Genomic DNA, 23,981 nt, shown 5'->3' with positions numbered 1-23,981 from the left:
GAAACAAGCATTGGAGAGCAGCCGTGTTCGAGAAGCAGAATATACAGGAAACCATAAGTAAACTAAATAGTGACACAGTGAAAGGTCTTACCGAAGGTGAGGCCTTTCGTCGTTTACGGCAAAATGGCAGGAACGAGATGAGAGCTGCGCGGAAAAAGACAAAGATACAGCTTTTTCTGGAGCAGTTGAAGGATCCGCTGATCTACATATTATTGATTGCAGCAGTGGTATCCATTCTCCTGGGAGAAGTCAGCGATGCCTTGATTATCGGTACGGTGGTCCTGGTAAATGCGCTGGTGGGAATGCTCCAGGAGGGAAAAGCTCGAAAAGCACTGGAAGCGTTAAGAAAACTTACTACTCCCCGGACGATTGTGATCCGCGACGGCATCCGAAGAGAGATCCCTGCGGCGGAACTGGTGACGGGAGATCTGGTGGAGCTTGAGGCAGGGGCACGGGTTCCGGCGGATATCAGACTGACCAGAAGTGCGAACCTCCAGGTGGAAGAATCCGCGCTCACCGGAGAATCCGTCCCGGTGGAGAAAGATGCCCTGTTCCTGGCAGACTGCAGGCAAGAGATCCCGTTAACCGAACGGGGCAATATGGTCTATATGTCCACAGTGGTGACGAACGGTCATGGGGAAGGGCTGGTGGTGGCCACCGGCATGGATACGGAGATCGGCAGGATCGCTTCCATGATCACGGATACGGAAGATGAGATGACACCATTACAGAAGCGGCTGGGAGATCTGGGGAAGCTATTGAGTATTCTCTCTCTGGGGTTGTGCGCCGGACTGTTTTTGCTGGCGGTATTTCAACATAGAAATATTCCGGAGATGCTTCTGGTAGCGATCTCACTTGCGGTTGCCGCAGTACCGGAAGGGCTGCCGGCAGTAGTCACGATCTGCCTGGCCCTGTCAGTGACCAGAATGGTCAAAGTGCACACCATCATTCGAAGACTTCCTTCGGTGGAGACACTGGGAGCGGTCAGTGTGGTCTGTTCGGATAAGACAGGAACACTTACCCAGAATCGACTCACTGTGGAGAAATGCTGGTGGTACGACGTGATGGAGGATGTCACGGGGACAGGTGGCAGAGGGGAACACCGCATTCTGCCGGAGCTGTTGAGAGGGATGCTTTTGTGTAATGATGCTTCGCTGCGGGGAGAGCAGCGCATCGGAGATCCCACGGAGCTGGCACTTTTAGACTTTGGGGCGAAATACGGTCTGCAGAGAGAGCGGCTGGAGCGGCAGTATCCCCGCTTTGATGAGATTCCCTTTGATTCCGAGCGGAAAATGATGACGACCTGTCATAGGCTTCCCGGTGGCAGATCCGGGAGAGGGATTGCCTATACCAAAGGGGCTCCGGATGTGATCCTGCAGCACTGTACCCATATTTTACAGGAAGGAAGGAGCATTCCCATGACCTCCGCGCAGCGGAAGCGGATAGGTGAGGCTGTGGAACGGATGAATTCCCTCTCTCTTCGGACACTGGCAGCGGCACAGAGTGAAGACTGCAGAGGTGGGGAAGAGGGAATGACGTTCCTTGGTATCGTGGGAATGCGGGATCCTGCCAGACCGGAGGCTGGGGAAGCCGTGGAGATCTTCCGTCATGCGGGGGTGACCACGGTGATGATCACGGGAGATCATGTGGATACTGCCTATGCCATTGCCAGACAGCTGGGGATCGCGGGACACCGCAGCCAGTGTATTACGGGCAGAGAACTGGAACGGCTGGATGACACTTCTTTTTTAAAGAGAATTAAGGACTTAAGAGTCTATGCAAGAGTCACGCCTGCACAGAAGGTGCGGATCGTGAAAGGGCTACAGCTAAATGGGGAGATCGTGGCGATGACCGGTGACGGGGTCAATGATGCCCCCTCCTTAAAAGCGGCGGATATTGGTGTCGCTATGGGAACCGGAGTGGATGTCGCCAAACAGGCAGCGGATATGATCCTTGCAGATGATAATTTTGCCACCATTGAAAAAGCCATCGAGGAAGGCAGAGGTGTCTATGAGAATATCCGGAAATCGGTGATTTTTCTGCTATCGTCCAACCTGGGAGAACTGATGACCATGTTTGTGGCGGTGGCAATGGGGCTGGCATCTCCATTAAAATCCAGCCATATCCTTTGGATCAATCTGATCACGGATTCCCTTCCGGCACTGGCGTTGGGAGTGGATAAAAATGACAGCAAAAGCCTGATGCGCTGCCCGCCCAGAAAAGCATCGGAGAGCCTGTTTGCCAGAGGAGGAATAGCATGTACGTTGTTCTATGGAGCATTGATCACCGTGATCGGACTGGCGGCATTTCTGGTGCTTCCCTGCGGGATCCTGGCGGCGGAAGGGGAGCTTGTGGGCAATCCGTTTACCTGGGTAGAACGCCTCAGGGAACTGATGTCCAGGGAACAGATACTGGCGAAATCTCAGACCTATGCATTTACTGTGCTGGGAATGTGCCAGCTATATCATGCCATCGGCATGCGTGATGTACAGAAGTCCGTATTTGCCATGAGCCCCCGGGATAATCTGCTGATGGTGGCAGCATGTATCATCGGTTTCATCCTGCAGTTTGCCGTGACGGAGATTCCATTTCTCATCCGGGCTTTCGGCACGTCGCATCTGTCGGGACAGGAGTGGCTTCTGTTAAGTGTACTGGCAGCATTTCCACTGTTTGCGCATGAGGTGATAGTGTTGTTTACAAAAAATTAACAAAATCCTCGCATGGAGTTTATGCTCAATTGTTACAATAAAATTGATCATAAACTATCGTGGGAGGGCAAAATGATGAAAACAATCCGGAAAACAGCAATTGTAATGCTTCTGTTCGTTTATTTTCTGACCTATGGTGTGCTGCCGCAGGTGTTGGCAGCCGGTAAAGACACTCCCATGATCGTGGTGGCGCACAGGGCAGGAGCAAAGGTGGCACCGGAGAATACGCTTGCAGCACTAAAGCAGGCCATCCGGGACGGAGCCCCCATCGCCGAGATCGATGTACAGCAGTTATCCGACGGGACACTGATCGTGATGCATGACAGCAATTTCAAGCGTACTGCGGGCGAGGATGTCTGTGTGTGGGATACAGAGGCAGACGTGCTTTCTACACTGGAAGTGGGAAGTACATTTTCTGCAGCATACAGAGGAGAACAGATCCCGACACTGGAAGAGATGCTTGCCTGTGCCGGGGACCGGATCACATTAATGATCGAATTAAAATACACCGGGCAGGAGCAGGAACTGGAGGAGAATGTCCTTGCGCTGCTTCAGGAGTATGATATGGTGGACGAATGCATCATAGGATCCATGAATAGGGGAATCCTGCAGAGAGTAAAGGAACTGGAGCAGGACATCTCCACAGTATATATTGCCCATGATCTGGGAGAGGATGACTATGATCTGGATTATGCGGACAGCTATAGCATCGAAGGGAAAAATCTTACAACAGACATGGTGGAAGCCATCCATTACGAAGGAAAATCCGTATATGGCTGGACAGCCAACACCTCCGGTGCCATGCGGCAGATTGTGAATAGCGGAGCGGATGGAATTGTCACGGACGATGTGCGCCTGCTACAGGCATTTTTGAGAGAAAATGCTTGCCGCAAAGCGTTTGAAAGTGTATACTAAATTGTTAGGTATGAGGGGATGAAAGAGGTTAGACATGGGAAAAATATGGGAATTTTTTGAACATCTGGATGAGTATGTGTATGTATCGGATCCGGAGACGAATCAATTAGTATATATGAATCAAAAAGCTTTGAAGAGCTATGGCTTTCAGAGTAAGGAAGAGATTGTCGGGTTAAAGTGCTATGAGGTGTTACAGGGGAATTCCGCTCCCTGCAGTATCTGCAATAATGAGCAGCTCAGACCCGGCTATTTTAAGGAATGGGAATATTACAATCCGGTGGTAAAAACGGATTTCCGTATCAAGGATACCCTGGTGGAAGACGATGGCAGAATGCTGCGCATGGAGATCGCTATTGACTGTGGGCATTCCGGGGACAGGGAAACCTCTATGGATTACCATAAAATGGAAGCAGCAATGAATCAGGCGATCCGTGTTGCACTCAGACAGGAAACTCCGAATCAGACTTTGGAGGTATTGCTGGAGCTTCTTGGGAAAACAATGGAGGCAGACCGTACCTATATTTTTGAAAAAAATGATCATGGTCATGATGATAATACATATGAGTGGGCAGCGAAAGGCGTGACACCGGAAAAGGATAATCTGCAGGATCTGCCTCCGGAGGTTTGTGACCAGTGGTATCAGAAGTTCGCGGGGTATCAGAATATTGTGACAGAGAACCTGAGCGAGATCCGGGATACAGATCCCGAGATGTATGAAGTACTGTCGAAACAGAATATTCATTCATTAGTAGTCGTACCATTATATGATGATGAAAAAGTGATCGGTTTCTATGGAGTGGATAACCCTCCGGCAAAATATATCGATTTTGCATCGGAGATCCTGCAGATCATGGGACATTTTATTGTATCTTCCATAAGACGCCGTAATCTCGTGAGAAGGCTGGAGATCATGAGCTATACGGATCCGTTGACCGGATTTGGGAACCGTTATGCCATGGAAAAATATGTGTCGGGGATTCTGCCTCAGACGAAGATTGGTGTGGTGTATTGCGATGTTACCGGTCTGAAGCGTGTCAATGATGAAGAAGGACATTCGAAAGGAGATCAATTGATCCTCAGAGCCTGTGACTGCCTGCGGGGAACCTTGAAGGAATTCGACCTGTTCCGCATCGGCGGAGATGAATTCGTAGCTCTGTGCAGAGGCATGGAGGAGGGAGAACTGTACCGTGAAGTAGAGGAACTGCGGGCAGAATTGGACCGGGAGCATGTCACCATGGCGGTCGGTGCCGCAGTGAATACGCTCGGATCAGTTGGATTTGATCATCTCCTGACAGAACCGGAGCGGCGTATGTATCAGGACAAGGCAGAATATTATAGGAAGAGCGGATTGAACCGCAGAAGACAGTAAGCCCGCATATGATCGTTAGGAGAACCGGATGAAAATAGCGGTATGTGATGATGACAAAGGCTGCCTGGATAGTATGAAGCGGTTGCTTGCAGGATATCCGGGAATCAGCAGAACAGAATACTACCAGGATCTGTCTCAGCTCTCTGAGGCATTGGAAAACGGCATGGGTTATGATCTCGTGCTGATGGATATCGAATGGGAGGGCAATGAGCAGGATGGGATAGCGTATGCGGCGCAATATAACGCACGCAGTCCACAGACCAGATTTATTTTTGTGACGGCATATAATGACAAATTTTCTGAGAAAATCTTCTGGGAGAAGGTCAATCTGTGCGGTTTCCTGGTAAAACCGGTCCGGAAGGAACATCTGGAAAAGCTTTTGGACAAAGTCAGAGAAAAAATATTCAGCAGCGAGGCACTGATCCTGCAGCATGGAGGAATCACGGAGAAAATTGCTAACAGTCAGATCCGGTATATAGAGAGCAATGCGCATCAGCTGTTGATACATACAATTTCCGGAGAAGTCTCTTTATATGAAAAGCTGGATGTCTATGAGAAAAAGCTGCACAAGGATTTTCTGCGGGTACATAAAAGCTTTTTGGTGAATATGCAGTATATCCGCAGGATTGAGATGAAGGAGGTTACACTGCAGGACGGGACCGTGCTTCCTGTCAGCAAGACCAGATACAGTGCTTCCAGAGATAAATATTTTCGTTATATGAGGGCAATGCTATGATATGCTATATAATGTGTATCCTGTTGTGGATCGCGTATCTGTGGCTGGACTGCATGGTGGTTGCTTATGCGTTTGAACCGCGCAAGGATAGTGTCAGACAGGCAGGCATCATTCTGGGCCTGATGGCAGCACAGCTGCCGGTAGCTGCACTGAAATTTTTGTTTAACGATAATGTGCTTGTTCGTTATGGCACCATGATAGCGGTCGGTATCGTCACCGTAGCATATGCAGCTGTATTTCTGAAGGGAACCTTCGGACAGAAGGTTCTGTTTATGGTATGTGAATATCTGATAGCAATGCTTGCGGAAATGCTCAGTATTGGTATTTTGAACAAGTATATGGAGCAAAAGCCACAATTATCTTACTATACACCGACAATGGTATTGCTGTTATCGGTAGTATTGACAGTGACAGCCATATTTTTTCTGATTTTTCTGGTCGTATGGAAGAAAATTGTCGAAAAAGAATCATTTGACGTCAGTATTATTATTGTGTTCAGTGTATTTCCTGTCAGCCAGCTGCTTATGATCACTGCGATCAATGAGCAGGTATTTCAGAATCTGACACTGCATACCGGATGTATACTGACGGCAGCGATACTCGGTTCCGTTGCAGACGGTGTGCTGTTGTATACCCTGCTTCGCCAGCAACAGCTGCAGGAGTTGAAACTTCGTCTCAGCGAGGTACAGAGTACCTGGGAAATTGCCGAGAATCACTATCATGAGATTGAAAACAGGCGGGAAGAATTCGCCAAGATCCGGCATGACATGCGCAACCAGCAGATGGTGCTGCAGGAGCTGTTGCATCAGGGGGAATATGAGAAGGCGGAAAAAATGCTGGAGACATTGACCGATACGGTGGCGGCTACGACGGAATACCTCTATTGCGGTGACCCTGTATTTAATGCCATCATGGGAGAGACCGAGAGAGCCTGCCGGGAGCACAAGATAGACTTCCAGTATGATCTGGAGATTCCTCAAAAACTGAAACTGGATCCGGTGGCTGTTTGTAGTATTCTGTCAAATCTGACCAGAAATGCTGTGGCAGCAGCGGAAATGACGGAGAGACAGGAAGCGTTTCTGTCCGTAAAGGCAGCGGTAAAAGGGGACTATCTGCATATCTGCGTGGAGAACAGCAGAGCAAAAAAGCTTCCCGGAAGGCCGAGGAGAAAAGGCTATGGACTGGAGATCCTGCATGACCTGGTGGAACGTAATCATGGACAGATCGATGTACAGCCCGGCGAAGGAAGCTTCCGGGTGGATGTTACCGTAGAGAATTTTTGAGAATTTCTATCAGGCAGTTTCCTTGACAGGAACTGCTTTTTTATTTATTATTTATATGAGTTAGGAGCAACTAACTAAAACAATATACAGGAGGTGAGCAATTTTTGAGTCAGGAAACATGGGAGATCCTGTGCGGAATGAAAACAGACGATGTGGAATTGCAGCTGGCATTGCAGTGCGCACCGCTTATTACAGGACTTAAAATATCCAATCTGCTGACGATTTCATCGGACGGCTTTTGTCTGGTAGAGAAGATCATCTCAGGAAGTTTTATTTCCATGTATCCGTTATTGGAAACGGAAGAAAAAACAGTCATACTGCTGTATCAAAAGGAACGGCTGGAGAAATATCTGCGAATGATGCAGGTACAGAAGCTGCTGACAGAGGAAGGGTATCCTTCCTGTCTGCTGGAAGATATTCTGCCGGTCTTGTGCGAAAAGTATGAGGCTTATGCAGAAACCAAAAATGATTTTCCCCATGAGCTGGGGTTACTTTTGGGGTATCCACCGGAGGATGTGGAAGGATTCATCAGACACCGTGGGAAAAAATGCCTCTGTACCGGGTACTGGAAGGTATATGCGGATAAAGAGAGGAAACTGCGGCTTTTTGAAAAATATGAATATGCAAAGGAAAATTTGATTCAGCTGCTGCATTATGGATTAAAAATGACGGAGATCATAGAGATCTGCGGAAGTACAGCAGCATAAAAGGAACAAAAAGTGCGGAAAACGGAGGAAAATGAAATGGATAAGATTTATGTAGTATTTTGGACACAGGGCGGCAATACCCAGGCAATGGCGGAAGCCATCGGAGAGGGAATCCGGGAGGCTGGAAAAGAAGCGGAAGTAGTATTCGTGACAGGAGCGGATATAGAAGCACTGAAGGCGGCACCCAAATTTGCTCTGGGATGTCCGGCCATGGGCGCAGAGGTGCTGGAAGAAGCGGAGATGGAACCCTTTGTATGCGATGTAGAAGGCTTTGCTTCCGGGAAAAAGATTGCGCTGTTCGGTTCTTACGGATGGGGAGACGGTGAGTGGATGAGAGACTGGACCACCCGCATGGAAGCAGCGGGAGCAACGGTGTTAAACGGCGAAGGACTGATCTGCCATGAAACTCCGGAAGAGGACGGATTGAATGCATGCAGGGAACTGGGCAGACAGCTGGCTGATGCATAATGGTAATGTGAGAACATAAAATACAGCACATAGAAAAAGGATTCGACATGCGAGATGCCGGATCCTTTTTGCTGTCGGAATTAAGATTTTTTACTGCCGCTGATATAATAGCGCTCCTGCTCCACGGTCTCGGGAACCGGGATGTTGCCATTTTGCAGCTTACGGGTCAACACATCCAGATGATGCAGTCCCTGTGCCACCTTGATCTTACGACGGTCTAAAAGCTCGCTATACAGCGGATTCTGTGCAAGTGTATTGCAGATATCCTCCGGGAACGGGCAATAGGTGAACATGATCTGACGGGCCACCTTGTTCAGCCTCGGGGATCCGGCACCTTCGAACAATACCCAGATCATATAATCTCTTACGAACATTTCTTTGAAGCTGTTCTTGGCACGCTGTAAGCTGGATTTCACTTTTTCCTTAGCTTCAGTGCTCAGATCATGATTCTTGCGATAGAACTGAATATAATCGAAATATTCGCTGGTCAGGGAACTTACGGAGACATCGTTCCAACGGTTGCCCTGGACTCTCTTGCACAGCTCCCAGCGGAATTCTCCGGTGAGGTGGGTGAAAGTAGTCTTCAGATCCTCCATGTGGAAAATGGAGAATACCATACGTCCCGGACTGTTCCGGCGTTTACCTTCGATCTCCTGCCACATGACACCGCGGATGCCGACATTCGGCATGAGGATGATATCCGGCAGATATTCTAAATGTATCGTTTCCTTGCCCATGACATCTAAGTGCGCCATATCCAGACTTTCCCGGTAGAAAGCGGTGTAATCCACCAGGCGGATCTCTTCGAGGATCTGCGACACGCGGGATACGGTGACATAGGAGTTTTCCAGATCTTTCAGCACATCATCCGCACAGAACAGCGGACAGAATGTGGTGATCCGTCCGAAAGTGATCTTATTGACCTGGGGGAACATATTCTTAAGCTCGTAATTGACCTTTGCCATAGCATTGTTCTCCAGGGCTCTCAGCTCAGCATCAGTAATGTTGCCGCCCACTTTCTGCTTATGGATATAGTCGGAATAATCCTGATCGAATTCGTTCCGGCTGGGAGATTTCTGTCCGCGGAAGATCGCCATCAGCCAGTCATAAAAAGTGTAGACTCCGGCAGTACTGTGGTCGGTCATGGCTTCCGCCAGACGATACAGGATCACTGCATTTTTCAGACCAGCCAGTTCCTCGTCCACATAGCCGAAATATAAAAACATCCGCACCGGCATGGGAATGTCCGGCTGTTTAAGTGTCTGGGTGAACAGGAGCGAATACAGCAGGTAGAATTCTTCGGTCAGCTGCCTGCGAAGCAGTGCAACTTCCTGATCTTGGGAACTGCGGTCGGAGAGCAGCTTGTAAGCATGCACATGTTGACGGAAACTGGCCACAGTATCCAGATCGGGACCGGCATATTCCAAAATCGTATTCAGAGAACCTGCCAGCCTGCCGAGAATCTCGGAATCATCTGAAGAACCGGAATCCGCGGAGTCTGCCGATCCCATAAGGCTCAGACTGCTCTGGAAACTCTGGGCTCTGGAGGTGAACAGATTCTGATCTATGAAAAAGAGATCTCCGGCCTTGGACAGCATCCGCTGAATACGATCGTACACTACTTTACTGTCTTCGTTATCCTGCCCGAGCTTGTAATACAGCGAGGTGTAAAAATCAAAAAGGTCATTGCCGGATTCCCGGAAGTAAAATCCACCGATCTGCTGCAGATAGTGGAACTGCTCCTCCAGACTCTGATAGGTGCGCCGGAAATCCAGACTTCCCTTGCGGAGCATGCCGATGGGAAGATCCACTTCCTGAACCATGATGCGGTAATTGTCGGAGGCCAGGATATGGTTTAAACCCATGTAATACCCATTCAGCCAGATATCCGGTGAATCGTCTCCCAGAAAAGCATTGAGTTCATCGAAATGCTCCAGAGAACGTGCCGGTATGCGATAGCGGTCACACAGGGATTTATAGGTGGAGATATCATCGTTCAGGGTGCGGTAGAGCTCACTGCAGTTTAACTCAGAGATCGAGCTGCGGTTTAACAGAATATTGATCTGTCGAAAACAGGACAATAAAAAAAGCCTGGCTACATCCGGATGCTTTTGCAGAATATCGTTCAGGGAATCCAGACTGGTCAAAGGATAGGTCAGGATCGTGGTATCCTCCAGAGTGGTGTAACTGAGCAGATGGATCTCGGAGCAGATCTCACAGATGCCGATGACATCTCCCTTGCCCAGCGGATAAGAACCGCCCGGATAGGAGACATCCACCCTGCCGCTTGTGATCAGGTGCAGTGCCGTCATTGGCTGCCCATAGCTATATATAGTTTTACCTTTCTCTAATACAATTCCAGCCATTCCAGTACCTCTTCTTCATTCGGAAACCTTATGATAATCAATTATACACCATAATACCAACAATTTTCTACTGTACTTTTGATAGAAATGTGATAAAATAAAAATACATATGTGTCACTTTTATATCGACCGAAGAAAAAAGTGATATTTTCAGTAGAAAATGGTGTACGGAAAGGTATGTTGGGGTTATGGAACAGAGCAGTGAATACAGAGAACAATTGCTGGAATCATATAAGCAGGCGGTGAGACCGTTACTTCCCTATCTGCCGTGGCTGGAACAGAGCGCCGGCAAAAAAGCCAGTTCGCTGTACAGCGGGCAGGATATCGGAGTCCATTCTGTGTCATTCCCGGTATATGACGGAACGCTTTTGAATTTCGTGCGGGAAGCCGGGAAGAGTCCTCTGATGGATCGCAATTATGCATATATATATACCAGACATCGGATCTGTACCCATCAGGACGAACGGAATATGATTCAAAAAGCCGGCTGGAAAGAATGGGACATCTTAAGAGGCATTCTGTCGAAGTATGTTTTAGGCGGCAGGACCAAGGGGAATCTGTGGAGTGAAGCGGTATCGGAGCAGATTTTCTACCTTGTCATCAGACAGATGCAGGAAATTATAGAATTTTGGGATAAATCACCGGCAAACGGTAAGATCTGAGTGGGGAAAGGCAGGACAAGGTTCATGGGAGAAAAATCAGTACAGAAAAAGCGGTACATTGTAGAAAAAGCCAGAGATGTCTTTATGGAGAAGGGCTTTAAAAAAGTAACAATGAAGGATATTGTGGAAGCCTGCGATATCAGCCGCGGAGGTCTTTATCTGTATTTTGAGAGTACAAGTCAGATTTTTATGGAAGTGCTGCGCATGGAGAGTGAAGAGGCGGATGATGTATTCTCCGACAGCATTACGGAGGATGCTACCGCAGCAGATATTCTTCTTCTGTTTTTAAAGGAGCAGAAAAAGGAGCTTCTCCGCAAAAAAAATACGCTGACACAGGCAACCTATGAATTTTATTTTGAAAATGATCTGCCCAAGCGGGATAACATTCTGAAGAAGCAGTTTGATTCCGCAGTGAAGATCATAGAGAAATTGATCGAAGCCGGAGTGGACAACGGTGAATTTTTGTGTGAGGACTGTGAAGGAACCGCGAGAAATATCATGTTTGTCCTGGAAGGACTGAAGATCTCGGCGCAGACCATCGGTGTGACAGCAGAGGCAGTGGATCGAGAGATCCTGTATCTGTTGCGTGGATTAGGTGTGGAAGAATAAGCAGACAACGTTTGATGATGCTTCAGGGAAGATTTCCTGGAGCATTTTCGCTGTAAAGGAAGGTAAGCAGAGAGGTAAGTTATGATAGAATCGATCATCAGTATGGAACTTCCGGCAGGAGGGCATCTGGCAATCCGCAGGAACCGGATCTGTCCGGAGCAGGAGACGAAACAGTGCCGCCGGATCAGCCTGGTCTCCGGTATCCACGGAGATGAACTGGAAGGGCAGTATATCTGTTATGAGACGGCGAGAAGAGTAAAGGAGCATCCGGAATATCTGAAGGGGATCGTGGACATCTATCCGGCATTGAATCCGTTAGGGATCGATATGGCGAGCCGCACGGTGCCGAGACTGGAGATGGACATGAACCGCATGTTCCCGGGAGATGCTTCGGGGGATATGATGGAGCGGATCACTGCAGCAGTGGTGGATTCCATTATTGGATCGGATATCTGCATGGATCTGCATGCCAGTGATATTTTCGTGCGTGAGATCCCACAGGTGCGACTCAGCGAGGATTTCGCCGAGGCCCTGCTTCCCTATGCGAAAATGACCAACGCCGATATGATCTGGATGAATGCTACTGCCACGGTGCACGAATCCACCCTGGCGCATTCCCTGAATCTGCTGGGCGTTCCTACACTGGTACTGGAAATGGGGCAGGGGCATGATATCCACAGATCCTTCGGCAACCAGATCGTGGATGGAATTTTTCACATCATGAGTGAAATGGACATCTGGGAGGGACCGGAACCTGTAGTACAGGAGCCTGCGGTATCCAGTGACGGCGAAGTGGAATTTATCCGCAGCGCGGTGGACGGTGTGTTCCTGCCGTTGATCGAGCACAACCATTATGTGAAAAAGGGAGATCTGATCGGGGAGGTAGTAGACCCGTTTGAGGGCACGGTAAAACAGCAGATCCGTACCGAACGGGGAGGACTTCTGTTTACACTGCGGGCATATCCGGTGGTCTATGAAGGAGACCTGCTGGCGAGAATCCTGACGGAGTGAGAAAATTATGTTTGAAAGAGATATTTATACCATACATTCGACTTACAGAGAAGATATGCATATAAAGGGCTTCCAGTTCGGCAAGGGGGAAAAGTCGGCATGCATCGTGGGAGCAGCCAGAGGTAATGAGATCCAGCAGATGTATATCTGCTCCCAGCTGGTGAAGACACTGCGGGAGTTGGAGAATAACGGCTGCATCAGTGCCGGAAAACAGATTCTGGTGATCCCAACCATTAATGCCTATTCCGTGAACATCAGCAGACGTTTTTTCGGCGTTAAGGAAGCGGACATTAACCGGAGTTTTCCGGGCAATGATTATGGGGAACCGGCTGACCGGCTGACCAATGCACTGCTTACGGAGATCAAAGATTACGTATACGGCATCCAGTTTACGTCCTTCTACCGGCCGGGAGAGTTTGTACCGCATGTGCGTATGATGGAGACGGGATACCAGAATACTTCTCTGGCAAATCTGTTCGGACTGCCCTATGTGGTGGTGAGAAAACCGGTGCCTATTGATACCAAGACCCTGAATTATAACTGGCAGGATGAGATGACGGCAGCTTTTTCCGTTTATACGAACCAGAACAGCCAGATCGATGAGGCAAGCGCAAGGCAGGCTGTAGCAGCGGTCTTACGATTCTTAAAGCGGATGGGACTGATCCGGTACGAGAGCCATTCCGGCTATATCAGTCATGTATTATATGAAAAGGACTTAAGCGATGTACATACGAACCGGGCGGGAATTTTCCGGGGGAAGGTACATGCGGGAGACGATGTACGCTACGGCAATGAGATGGCAGAGATCATAGATCCTTACGACGGATCGGTACGGGAGACCATTCTGGCACCCACCGACGGCATCGTATTTTTTGCCCATACGGAGGCACTGATCAGCGAGAAGGATATTGCCTATCGGCTGATCCACAGACTGCATGAATGACGAACCGCTCAAAAAGGCAGGTAAAATCGGTCTAAATTTGTTGTTTTCTGCTATTGTGGGAAAAAAGCTATAATGGTATGATACTATTCAGAACCATGTAAATATAATCAGATGTTCGTCAAAGGCTCGCATTTGTAAGGGCATCTGATTATATTTATATGGTGAGATAACCACATGAGCAAAAAGTAAGCATCGTAAGATGCGGTTTTGCGAATGCGGTTCTGAATAGTGTCGCATAATATAAAATTTTCGGAGGAGAGACATGGGCAACGTAAGACGTATCTATGTAGAGAAAAAGGAACCTTATGCCGTCAAGGCAAAAGAGCTGCATGATGAACTGAAAAATTATCTGGGCATCGATGTGGCAAAGGTTCGTGAGTTTATCCGCTATGATGTGGAGAATATTTCGGATGAGGTGTTTGCAAGAGCCTGCAAGACTGTATTTTCCGAGCCTCCCGTAGATGATCTGTATGAAGAGACCATCGAGATTCCCGCGGATGCAAAAGTATTTTCCGTAGAGTTCCTTCCCGGACAGTTCGATCAGAGAGCGGATTCCGCAGTGCAGTGTGTGAAGTTCTTAAAAGAGGACGAGGAACCGGTGATCCGTACCGCTGTGACTTATATGATCGAAGGACAGGTGTCCGACGAAGAATTTTCCAAGATCAAATCTTACTGTATCAACCCTGTAGATTCCAGAGAGACCGGCATGGAGAAGCCGGATACTCTGATCACGGTGTATGATGATCCCGCTGATGTTGCTATTTTTGATGGTTTCAGAGATATGGACGAAAGCAGCCTGAAAGCGCTGTACGAATCTCTGGGACTTGCCATGACATTCAAAGATTTTAAACATATTCAGAATTATTTCCACGATGATGAGAAGAGAGATCCTTCCATGACGGAGATCCGTGTACTGGATACCTATTGGTCCGATCACTGTCGCCACACTACTTTTTCCACCGAGCTGACCGACGTGGAATTCGGTGAGGGTTATTATCGTTCTCCCTTAGAGACCACTTACCAGAGCTATCTGGATACCAGAGAAGAAATCTTTAAGGGCAGAGAGGACAAGTTCGTCTGCCTGATGGATCTGGCGCTGATGGCAATGCGGAAACTGAAAAAAGACGGCAAACTTGACGACATGGAAGAATCTGATGAGATCAATGCCTGCTCCGTAGTGGTTCCCGTGGAGATGGATTACGGCGACCACAGAGAGACCGAGGAGTGGCTGGTATTTTTCAAGAACGAGACCCACAATCATCCTACAGAGATCGAGCCTTTCGGTGGCGCTGCCACCTGTTTGGGCGGTGCTATCCGTGATCCTCTGTCCGGTCGTGGCTATGTATATCAGGCGATGCGTGTCACCGGTGCAGCAGATCCTACCGTTCCCGTATCCGAGACACTTCACGGCAAGCTGTCCCAGAAGAAACTGGTAAGAGGCGCAGCCAGCGGTTATTCCTCTTACGGTAACCAGATCGGTCTGGCTACCGGATTTGTAAAAGAGATCTATCATCCCTCTTACGTGGCAAAGCGTATGGAGATCGGTGCTGTTATGGGCGCTGCTCCCCGCAAAAATGTCATCCGTGAGACCTCCGATCCCGGTGATATCATCATCCTCCTCGGCGGACGTACCGGACGTGACGGCTGCGGCGGTGCTACCGGATCCTCCAAGGTACATACCGATACCTCCATCGAGACCTGTGGTGCCGAGGTACAAAAGGGTAATGCACCTACCGAGCGTAAGATTCAGAGACTGTTCCGCCGTGAGGAAGTCAGCCGTCTGATCAAAAAATGTAATGACTTCGGTGCCGGCGGTGTGTCCGTTGCCATCGGTGAGCTGGCAGACGGTCTGACCGTAGATCTGGACAAGGTACCTAAAAAGTATGCCGGACTGGACGGCACGGAACTGGCAATTTCTGAGTCCCAGGAGCGTATGGCAGTGGTCGTAGACCCTAAGGATGTGGATACCTTCTTAGACTATGCCAAGGAAGAGAACTTAGAGGCTGTTCCCGTGGCGGTAGTTACCGAGGAGCCGAGACTGGTACTGAACTGGAGAGGCAAGCCTATCGTAGATCTGAAGAGAGCTTTCTTAGATACCAACGGTGCGCACCAGGAGACCAGAGTAAAAGTAGATATTCCTTCTGAAGAAGAGAATTATTTCGATAAATGGGCCGTTCCCGCAGTAGGCGAGAAGCTGGAAGAGGGAGATGTGAAGGGTGCCTGGGTGGCACTGTTAAACGACCTCAATGTATGTTCCCAGAAGGGTCTGGTGGAGATGTTTGACTCCTCCATCGGTGCCGGCAGCGTACTGATGCCTTACGGCGGAAAATATCAGCTGACCGAGACCCAGACCATGGTAGCCAAGCTGCCCGTACTGGAAGGCAAGACCGATACCGTGACCATGATGAGCTACGGCTTCGATCCTTACCTGTCCTCCTGGAGCCCTTATCACGGAGCTGTCTATGCAGTGACAGAGTCCATGGCGAAGATCGTGGCTTCCGGCGGTGATTTCAGTAAGATCCGTTTCACCTTCCAGGAGTACTTCCGCAGAATGACCGGTGATCCCGAGCGTTGGAGCCAGCCTTTCGCAGCACTCTTAGGTGCTTACGATGCACAGATCGGTTTCGGTCTGCCCTCCATTGGCGGTAAGGACAGTATGTCCGGTACCTTCAATGACATTGATGTACCGCCCACACTGGTATCTTTTGCAGTGGATGTGGCGAAATCTGGTGACATCGTTACTCCGGAACTGAAGACACCCGGCAACAAGCTGGTGCGCTTCTCCATTGACAAAGACGATTTCGACATTCCCATGTATGAGAATGTGGCAGAATTATATGGCAAGATTCACGAGCTGACTGAGAATGGCACCATCGTATCCGCATATGCGCTGGATTCCAAGGGTGTGGCAGCAGCCGTATCCAAGATGGCATTCGGTAACAAGCTGGGTGTGAAGATCGATGATGAGGTTACCACAGACGACCTGTTCGACAACGGACTGGGTGATATCCTGGCAGAGATTCCCGCAGACAAATTTGCTGCATTGGACGAGAAGGAGCTGGATTACACCGTCATAGGTACCGTGACCGAGGAACCTGCATTCGTATACGGTGATGCGAAGATCACCATGGATGAGGCACTTGCTTCCTGGACCTCCAAGTTAGAGAAGGTATTCCCCACCAAGGCAGTGAAGGGTACCGAGGCAGTGGCAAGCGATGTCTACAAGGCAGACAGTATCTATGTATGTAAACACAAGGTTGCAAAGCCCACTGTATTTATTCCGGTATTCCCCGGAACCAACTGCGAATACGACAGCACCAAGGCATTTGAGCGTGCCGGAGCTCATGTGGAGACAAGAGTATTCCGCAATCTGACCGCAGAGGATATCCGCGAATCCGTAGAGGAATTCGAGAAGTCTATCGCACAGGCGCAGATCATCATGTTCCCCGGTGGCTTCTCTGCAGGTGATGAGCCTGACGGAAGTGCGAAGTTCTTCGCAACCGCATTCCAGAATGCGAAGCTGAAGGAAGCTGTCATGAAGCTGTTAAATGAGAGAGACGGTCTGGCACTGGGTATCTGTAACGGATTCCAGGCACTGATCAAGCTGGGGCTGGTTCCTTACGGCGAGATCACCGGTCAGAAGGAGGATTCTCCTACCCTGACCTTCAATACCATCAACCGTCACATCTCCAAGATGGTATACACCAAGGTCGTATCCAACAAGTCTCCCTGGTTACAGGGCGCTACGCTGGGTGCTACCTACTGTAACCCCGCATCCCATGGTGAGGGTCGTTTCGTAGCACCGAAGGAATGGATCGACAAGCTCTTTGCAAACGGACAGGTTGCTACCCAGTACGCTGACCAGAACGGCAACGTATCCATGGATGAGGAGTACAACATCAACGGATCTTACTGTGCGATCGAGGGTATCACCTCTCCCGACGGCAGATGCTTCGGTAAGATGGCACATTCCGAGAGAAGAGATGTTGCGGTAGCCATGAATATCTATGGTGAGCAGGATATGAAGATTTTCGAGTCCGGCGTGCAGTACTTTAAATAAATTGAAAGTTACGAGCCATGCATAGTCAAAACGGAAACAGCGATCTGGGAGCTTGCTCACAAGTCGCTGTTTTTGTTTTTGACTATATATGGCGACAGCCGTCAATGAAATAAATGTGGAGCGTCCTTTGCGACACATTTATGAATTGAGTGCATGGCTCGTAACGTAGGGTTGCCATAAAATCCACGCAGAAAGGGCTGCCCGCCCCGGACTCGGATGCTAGCTACAACTGTGGATTTTCTAAAGGAAAGTGGCCAAGTGTTTCTCGTCATGACGGGGCCGCCTTTACGTTGCCATCCATGGCACTTATCGGCTAACGCGAACATCGTGTTCGCGTTGCCCCTGCGGCTCAACCACTTTCCAAGAAAATCTCACAGTCTCCGCCGCATCTACGTCCGGGGGAGCAGTCCTTTTCTGCTGGGTTATGAAAAGCATCCCAATTATTTAGGCAGAGCATTTTAGAATACATGCGCAGAAGTTAAAAACAAGAATCTAGTATGTGCGAAAAATCAAGAATACATGCGGGCTACTGGTTTTTTGAAAAACTTCATGGGTCTATAGAAGATAAATTTCCCTGTAGGTACTTTTTGGGACGGGTAAAAGACAAAAACTAGACAATATGGGTCTATAGCGAAAAATTTGCTTTACAGATACTCAATTTCTTCAAAATGAGTATCTCAGAGCCAGCTTTTTCCCTATAGACCCATATTCATCTTTTTATACGTTATTTGCAACAAATTTAGTATCTCACAACTCAGTTTTTCTGCATAGACCCAAAACACAGAACGCCCACGGTGGACGGAATGTCATGCCGCGATGTCTGTCGGAGGGTGTTGATATTTTCTTGAAAAGTGTTAAAAGACAGGGGGAAAGCGGACACGATGTCCGCGTCAGCCGATCCGCGCCATGGATGGCGCGTGTAGGCGACCCCGTCATGATGAGAACCACTGTATCACTTTTCATTAGAAAATTCACACCCGGAGACGCGACATCAAGGCGTGATGTTCCGTTCGCCGTGGGCGTTCGTGGATTTGCTTAACTAACTCTCAATTTATAACATCTCTGTGCTGATAGTACCACTTGTAAAGTCCTGTCGGAATCGGTATAATATAGGTAATTGGGAGGTAAAAATATGCTGCTTACATTAGTACCGCTTTTTGATGAAAATATGGCCGTATGTGCCTATTCCTTTTTTACTCAGAGAGAAAATTACCTGTTGAATCCGTTGCTGCTTGGGACAGCACAATTTGATGGAGCATCACAGATCACCGGATTGGAATTGATCCAAAAGATGGGAATCGATACATTGTCACAGGGAAAAGAGATTTTTGTACCGATCACCAATATTTCTATTTTTGCGGATATTACGGAGCAGTGCGATGCACCTCATGAAAAAATCGTACTTTTGATCGATAATACCATTCCGCCGATTGAAATGTATGTCAATCGTCTGAAGGAATTGAAACAGCAAGGCTATAAACTTGCCATTCGTAAGCTTGCGGTCAGTGATTTTGAAAATTACAGAGAAGTCCTGAAGCTGATGGATTATGTCCTTCTGAATAACCGTAAAATAGCCATTGATAAAGCCAAGATTTATTTCGGGAAATTATTCCCTAATATCAGTCTGTGTGCCGGTAATATTGATACCATGGAGGACTTCGAGAGACTGAAGGAGACCGGCGGATATCGTTTCTATGAGGGTAAGTTCTATCGTGTTCCCATTACGAAGGGACAGACAGATGTGGCACCCTTGAAGGGTAACTATATTGACCTGCTGAATATTGTGAACAGCCCGGATTTTGAACTCACAACAGCGGCGGATATCATCAGTCGTGATACCGCACTCACGATCGATCTGCTGAAAATGGTTCAGCCACTGGCTGTAAATTCGGAGATTACGTCTATCCGTCATGCGGCTGCCATGCTGGGACAGCGGGAACTGAAAAAGTGGATCAACACGGCAGTAGCCAATGCTTTGTATGCGGATAAGCCGAATGAGGTCACCAGATTATCTCTGCTTCGTGCGAAATTTGCCGAGAATCTGGCGGAAGCGTTTGGTCTGAAGGCGCAGAAGGATGAATTGTTCCTGATGGGATTGTTCTCCGTGCTGGATGTGATCCTCGAGAAACCCATGGCAGAGGCTTTGAAGGTGGTCCATGTGGCTGGCGAGATCAGCAATGCACTGATCTACCGCATCGGCGTACTGGCACCGGTGTACGATTTTATGCTGCAGTATGAGACAGCCAACTGGGCGGAGGTATCCCGCCTGATGCTATTAAAGAATATTGATATGAATACAGTATATGAAGCCTATACATCGGCGTTGAAGTGGTATCGCACCGTACGTTGATTGTATTAAAAAATGTACTTGTGTTTTGTATACATTTATGTTATTTTCTTGAATGACTTGTAATTATATCCTCCGGCAGTCCAAAGGACGCCAGATGGAGGAATAGTAGCAAAGGCGCAAAAAGCGCGGAAAGGAAATTTCATATGAAAAAAAACAAGACACTTGAGATGGTACAATTGGCCGTACTCATCGCGATCATGCTGATTCTGGCATTTACCCCGCTTGGGTATCTGCGCATCGGACCGTTAGCAATCTCCCTGATGACCATTCCCGTAGTCATCGGCGCAATGATCTTAGGACCCGCAGGCGGAGCCGTTCTGGGACTGGTATTTGGACTTACCAGCTTTTACCAGTGCTTTGCAGGAGATCCTTTTGGAGCAGCTTTGGTAGCAATGAATCCGTTTTTTACTTTCCTGGTATGCATCCCCACCAGAACTCTGATGGGATGGCTGTCCGGTGTGATCTTCAAGGCACTGTGGAAGATTGACAAGACGAAGACCGTAACTTACTTCGTGACCGGTCTGCTGGGAGCATTTATGAACACCCTGTTCTTTATGTCCACTCTGATGATCTGCTTCGGTCATACCGAGTATCTGCAGAGCATGAATGCAACCGGAGCGAATCTGTTTATGTTCGCCGTAGCATTCTGTGGTATCAACGGAGCACTGGAGATGCCCATGAGCTGTGTAGTAGGTGGTGGCGTTGCGAAGGCAGTCAGCGTAGCGCTGAAGAAGAATGCAGCAACAGAAGAGAAATAATCAGATTTTCTGAAACGAAAAATATATAAAATATACAAACAGCCCCCGGAGTATGACAGATGGTCATGCCGGGGGTTTTCCATATGGAAATTTTGAATACGGAATTCATGTGCCGAAATGCATATATAGGCAGAAAGGATGGTCATTACAGCGACACCCACATTGTCTGTAGGGTATCTGCCGTGACAGCAACATTCCCCTGGATCATGGGAGCGGATCCGCCACCTTTTGCAGAAAGTTCCCGGCGCATGCGGTCTGCCAGTTCCTGACAGTTACAGGAAGCACTGCCTACAATAAATCGATAACCGTTTGTATCGTCTCCGGCAAAGATACCACAGTAACCGGAATATTTTCCGGTCAGGGTATTCACGGCGTTTCGTAGGGCGATGGCATCCAGTTCACCGACGAAGAGAAGCACGTGGCGTACTTTTTCCGGGGAGGGAAGTGCGTCCATCTGTACGTTCAGCAGCTCCGCCTGCAGGGCGTTGGCGCGTTCTTTTTGCAGCCTTGCATCCTCTTTGGCGCGGGCAACAGCACCTGCTACTTCCGGCTGTTTCGCTGAGAGCAGAGAAGAAATTGCCCAGACAGAATCCTGTTTTTCAGTATAATCTGCCAGAGCACGGTTTCCACAGAGAATATTGATGCGGACACCGCCCCGGTGGCTCTGTACATTTACAATTTTGATGAGACCGATCTGTCCGGTGGTATCTACATGTGGAGCACAGCAGGCACACAGATCCACGCCGGGGATCTCGACAATACGTACATTTTCCGTGAGTGCCAGTTTGCTGCGGTAATTTAAGCTCGTCAGTTCTTCGGCGGTGGGCCAGTTGATGTTGACCGGAAGATTTTTCCAGACATAAGTGTTAGCCTCTTGCTCGATGAGACGCAGCTGCTCCAGAGAGACTTCTCCGTTCATATCCAGTGTCACTTCTCTGTCGCTTAAATGGAAGCCTACGTTTTCCAGTCCGAAATGAGAGTGCAGTAAGCCGGAGATCATATGCTCTCCGGAGTGCTGCTGCATGAAATCAAACCGGCGGTTCCAGTCCACATGACCGGTGACCTGGGTGCCAGCGGGAAGTTCACAGGCTGCTTTATGATACAGGATGCCCTGTTTGATGCTGACATCCAGTACTTCCTGACCGTTTAAGGTGCCTTTGTCGGCGGACTGACCGCCCTCTTCCGGGAAAAAAGCGGAAGCGTCCAGAACGATCCTGTAATATCCCTCTTCCTTGTCGGGAACACATTCCATTACCACAGCGGTGAAATCCGTCTGATGTACATCTTCATAATAGAGTTTGCGGGTTCCCAGGGAGTTCATTTGAGCATTTTCGATACGATCCATAGATGCCTGTCCAATCTGCTGTAGGAAAACAGCGTTTTGTGATAATTGAAAAATAGAAAATACATATCTATTCTATATCAGACCCGGTGGAAAAAGCAATGGAAAATGTAAGCTTTTACACAGCTTTGTCAGATTCTCCAAGGAGTATCGGGATTGCGGAGAGGTTTTTTGTAGGTTTTTATGCAGACAGGGTCTATTGCGACGCATTTTTTTTTATGATATAATAAATCGATTATGCAGATACCAGATTTAAACGGCAGAGGCCGACCGTGCTTGCATGGGGAGGCAGGTGCCGATTTAAATCGCCAAAACATGAGGATGCAGCGATTTGCGGAAGCAAATCCGCGGAATCCGAATGTTTTCAGAAGTGCGGGAGCTGCGAAGCAGCGGAGCAATTCGTAGGTATCGTAGACAATGCAGATACCCAGCGGAGCAATTCGCAGGTATTGTAGGAGACTGAGAGAAATACAAACGTCGCAAAAGCGGCAGAATGTGAGGAAAGAATGAAGGCATTTTTGATTTTGGAAGATGGAACGGTGTTCGAAGGAACGCACATCGGTGCAGACAAAGAGATCATCAGTGAAATCGTATTTAACACATCCATGGCCGGATATCTGGAGGTCCTGACGGATCCGTCCTATGCAGGACAGGCTGTATGCATGACTTACCCCCTGATCGGTAACTATGGCATATGCAGGGATGACTGCGAGTCGGAGAAACCCTGGCCGGATGGATTCATCGTCAGAGAGCTTTCACGTATTCCCAGCAACTTCCGCTGTGACTGCACAATACAGGAATACTTAGAGGAGAACGGCGTGCCCGGTATCGCCGGCATCGATACCCGTGCGCTGACCAAGATCCTGCGTGAGAAGGGTACCATGAACGGCATGATCACCACCAACGAAGCCTATGACCTGAACGAAGTACTTCCGAAGCTGAAGGAGTATACCACAGGCAAGGTCGTGGAAAAGGTGACCTGCAGGGAAAAATATGTGGTAGCGCCCACCACGGAGCTGGCACAGAACGGACCTCTCTCCGGTGCAGCGCGTTTTGATAAAGAAGCTTATGAAAAAGGTGTCAGAGAGCCTAAGCCCGCACTGGTAACGGAGCTGTCCGGACAGGGACTGAAGGTAGCTCTGTTAGACCTGGGAGCCAAGAGAAATATCGCCAGATCCCTGGCAGAGAGAGGCTGTGAGGTGACCGTATACCCCGCAGGAACTCCCGCACAGGAGATTATTGATGATAATCCCGACGGTATCATGTTAAGTAACGGACCGGGAGACCCCAAGGAGTGTACCGGTGTGATCGCCGAGATCAAAAAGTTATACGATACCGAGATCCCTATTTTCGCAATCTGTCTGGGACATCAGCTGATGGCTCTGGCTACCGGCGCAGATACCCATAAAATGAAATACGGACACAGAGGAGGCAACCACCCGGTAAAGGATCTGATGACCGGAAGAGTATATATTTCCTCTCAGAACCACGGCTATGTGGTAGATACCGATAAGCTGGATCCGTCCGTAGCGGTTCCCGCATTCATCAATGTCAACGACGGTACCAACGAGGGTCTGTCCTACACCGGCAAGAACATTTTCACCGTACAGTTCCATCCGGAAGCATGTCCGGGACCCCAGGACTCCGGTTACCTGTTTGACCGGTTCATTCATATGATGAGAGGAGAGAACTAA

At 48.8% G+C, this 23,981-nt stretch carries 17 protein-coding genes; 15 read left to right on the top strand and 2 right to left on the bottom strand.

The window, feature by feature from the left end; translation table 11 throughout:
* Positions 1-23: 23 nt before the first annotated feature.
* The 7 genes from H9Q77_RS11150 to H9Q77_RS11120 all read left to right on the top strand — a co-directional run bounded on the left by H9Q77_RS11150 (position 24) and on the right by H9Q77_RS11120 (position 8,186).
* Complete coding sequence (locus H9Q77_RS11150) at positions 24-2,708, top strand: cation-translocating P-type ATPase (RefSeq protein WP_334298665.1); 2,685 nt, start codon at positions 24-26, stop codon at positions 2,706-2,708.
* Between the two features lie 72 nt (positions 2,709-2,780).
* Entirely contained in the window at positions 2,781-3,623 is an 843-nt protein-coding gene (locus tag H9Q77_RS11145) for a glycerophosphodiester phosphodiesterase (RefSeq protein WP_249325569.1), read from the top strand.
* A gap of 34 nt (positions 3,624-3,657) precedes the next feature.
* Positions 3,658-4,992 carry a sensor domain-containing diguanylate cyclase gene (locus tag H9Q77_RS11140; protein ID WP_249325567.1) on the top strand — a complete coding sequence of 445 codons (1,335 nt, stop codon included), beginning with the start codon at positions 3,658-3,660 and terminating at the stop codon, positions 4,990-4,992.
* Between the two features lie 28 nt (positions 4,993-5,020).
* Positions 5,021-5,728, top strand: a complete 708-nt coding sequence (locus tag H9Q77_RS11135) for a LytR/AlgR family response regulator transcription factor (protein WP_118546544.1) — start codon at positions 5,021-5,023, stop codon at positions 5,726-5,728.
* On the top strand, positions 5,725-7,011 hold the full coding sequence (locus H9Q77_RS11130) for a sensor histidine kinase (protein ID WP_249325565.1): 1,287 nt from the start codon (positions 5,725-5,727) through the stop codon (positions 7,009-7,011). The genes H9Q77_RS11135 and H9Q77_RS11130 overlap by 4 nt, the downstream gene beginning before the upstream one ends.
* 104 nt (positions 7,012-7,115) lie before the next feature.
* Positions 7,116-7,718: a DUF3793 family protein gene (locus H9Q77_RS11125; RefSeq protein WP_118546546.1), complete on the top strand. Its 603-nt coding sequence runs from the start codon at positions 7,116-7,118 to the stop codon at positions 7,716-7,718.
* A 36-nt stretch (positions 7,719-7,754) separates the two neighbouring features.
* Positions 7,755-8,186, top strand: a complete 432-nt coding sequence (locus tag H9Q77_RS11120) for a flavodoxin (protein ID WP_249325564.1) — start codon at positions 7,755-7,757, stop codon at positions 8,184-8,186.
* 80 nt (positions 8,187-8,266) lie between these two features.
* Here H9Q77_RS11120 and H9Q77_RS11115 read toward each other — a convergent pair whose 3' ends face one another.
* Positions 8,267-10,552 carry a Crp/Fnr family transcriptional regulator gene (locus tag H9Q77_RS11115; protein ID WP_249325562.1) on the bottom strand — a complete coding sequence of 762 codons (2,286 nt, stop codon included), beginning with the start codon at positions 10,550-10,552 and terminating at the stop codon, positions 8,267-8,269.
* Between the two features lie 188 nt (positions 10,553-10,740).
* Between H9Q77_RS11115 and H9Q77_RS11110 the strand changes: the two genes are divergently transcribed.
* From H9Q77_RS11110 to H9Q77_RS11080, 7 genes are all read left to right on the top strand, one after another.
* Positions 10,741-11,214 (top strand): hypothetical protein, encoded by a 474-nt coding sequence (locus H9Q77_RS11110; RefSeq protein ID WP_118552260.1) that lies wholly within the window; start codon positions 10,741-10,743, stop codon positions 11,212-11,214.
* 24 nt (positions 11,215-11,238) lie between these two features.
* The gene (locus H9Q77_RS11105) at positions 11,239-11,823 is read left to right on the top strand and encodes a TetR/AcrR family transcriptional regulator (protein WP_022154532.1); all 585 of its coding nucleotides are present in this window, start codon (positions 11,239-11,241) and stop codon (positions 11,821-11,823) included.
* A gap of 81 nt (positions 11,824-11,904) precedes the next feature.
* Complete coding sequence (locus H9Q77_RS11100; RefSeq protein WP_022154533.1) at positions 11,905-12,834, top strand: M14 family metallopeptidase; 930 nt, start codon at positions 11,905-11,907, stop codon at positions 12,832-12,834.
* Positions 12,835-12,841: 7 nt separating this feature from the next.
* Positions 12,842-13,777 (top strand): M14 family metallopeptidase, encoded by a 936-nt coding sequence (locus H9Q77_RS11095; RefSeq protein ID WP_022154534.1) that lies wholly within the window; start codon positions 12,842-12,844, stop codon positions 13,775-13,777.
* Positions 13,778-14,039: 262 nt separating this feature from the next.
* A complete protein-coding gene (locus H9Q77_RS11090) occupies positions 14,040-17,837 on the top strand; it encodes a phosphoribosylformylglycinamidine synthase (RefSeq protein WP_249325560.1) in 3,798 nt (1,265 codons plus the stop codon).
* 1,132 nt (positions 17,838-18,969) lie between these two features.
* The gene (locus tag H9Q77_RS11085; RefSeq protein WP_022152971.1) at positions 18,970-20,187 is read left to right on the top strand and encodes an EAL and HDOD domain-containing protein; all 1,218 of its coding nucleotides are present in this window, start codon (positions 18,970-18,972) and stop codon (positions 20,185-20,187) included.
* A 143-nt stretch (positions 20,188-20,330) separates the two neighbouring features.
* A complete protein-coding gene (locus tag H9Q77_RS11080) occupies positions 20,331-20,945 on the top strand; it encodes an ECF transporter S component (RefSeq protein WP_022152972.1) in 615 nt (204 codons plus the stop codon).
* Between the two features lie 145 nt (positions 20,946-21,090).
* Here the strand turns inward: H9Q77_RS11080 and H9Q77_RS11075 are convergent, their stop codons facing one another.
* Complete coding sequence (locus tag H9Q77_RS11075; RefSeq protein ID WP_118550400.1) at positions 21,091-22,290, bottom strand: alanyl-tRNA editing protein; 1,200 nt, start codon at positions 22,288-22,290, stop codon at positions 21,091-21,093.
* Positions 22,291-22,793: 503 nt separating this feature from the next.
* Here H9Q77_RS11075 and H9Q77_RS11070 point away from each other — a divergent pair.
* Positions 22,794-23,981, top strand: coding sequence for a carbamoyl phosphate synthase small subunit (locus tag H9Q77_RS11070; RefSeq protein ID WP_118550402.1), 1,188 nt, complete (start codon positions 22,794-22,796; stop codon positions 23,979-23,981).

The organism is Simiaoa sunii, assembly GCF_014337175.1.
GTDB classification, from domain to species: Bacteria; Bacillota; Clostridia; order Lachnospirales; family Lachnospiraceae; genus Acetatifactor; species Acetatifactor intestinalis.
This window is presented reverse-complemented; position numbering and strand designations above follow the sequence as displayed.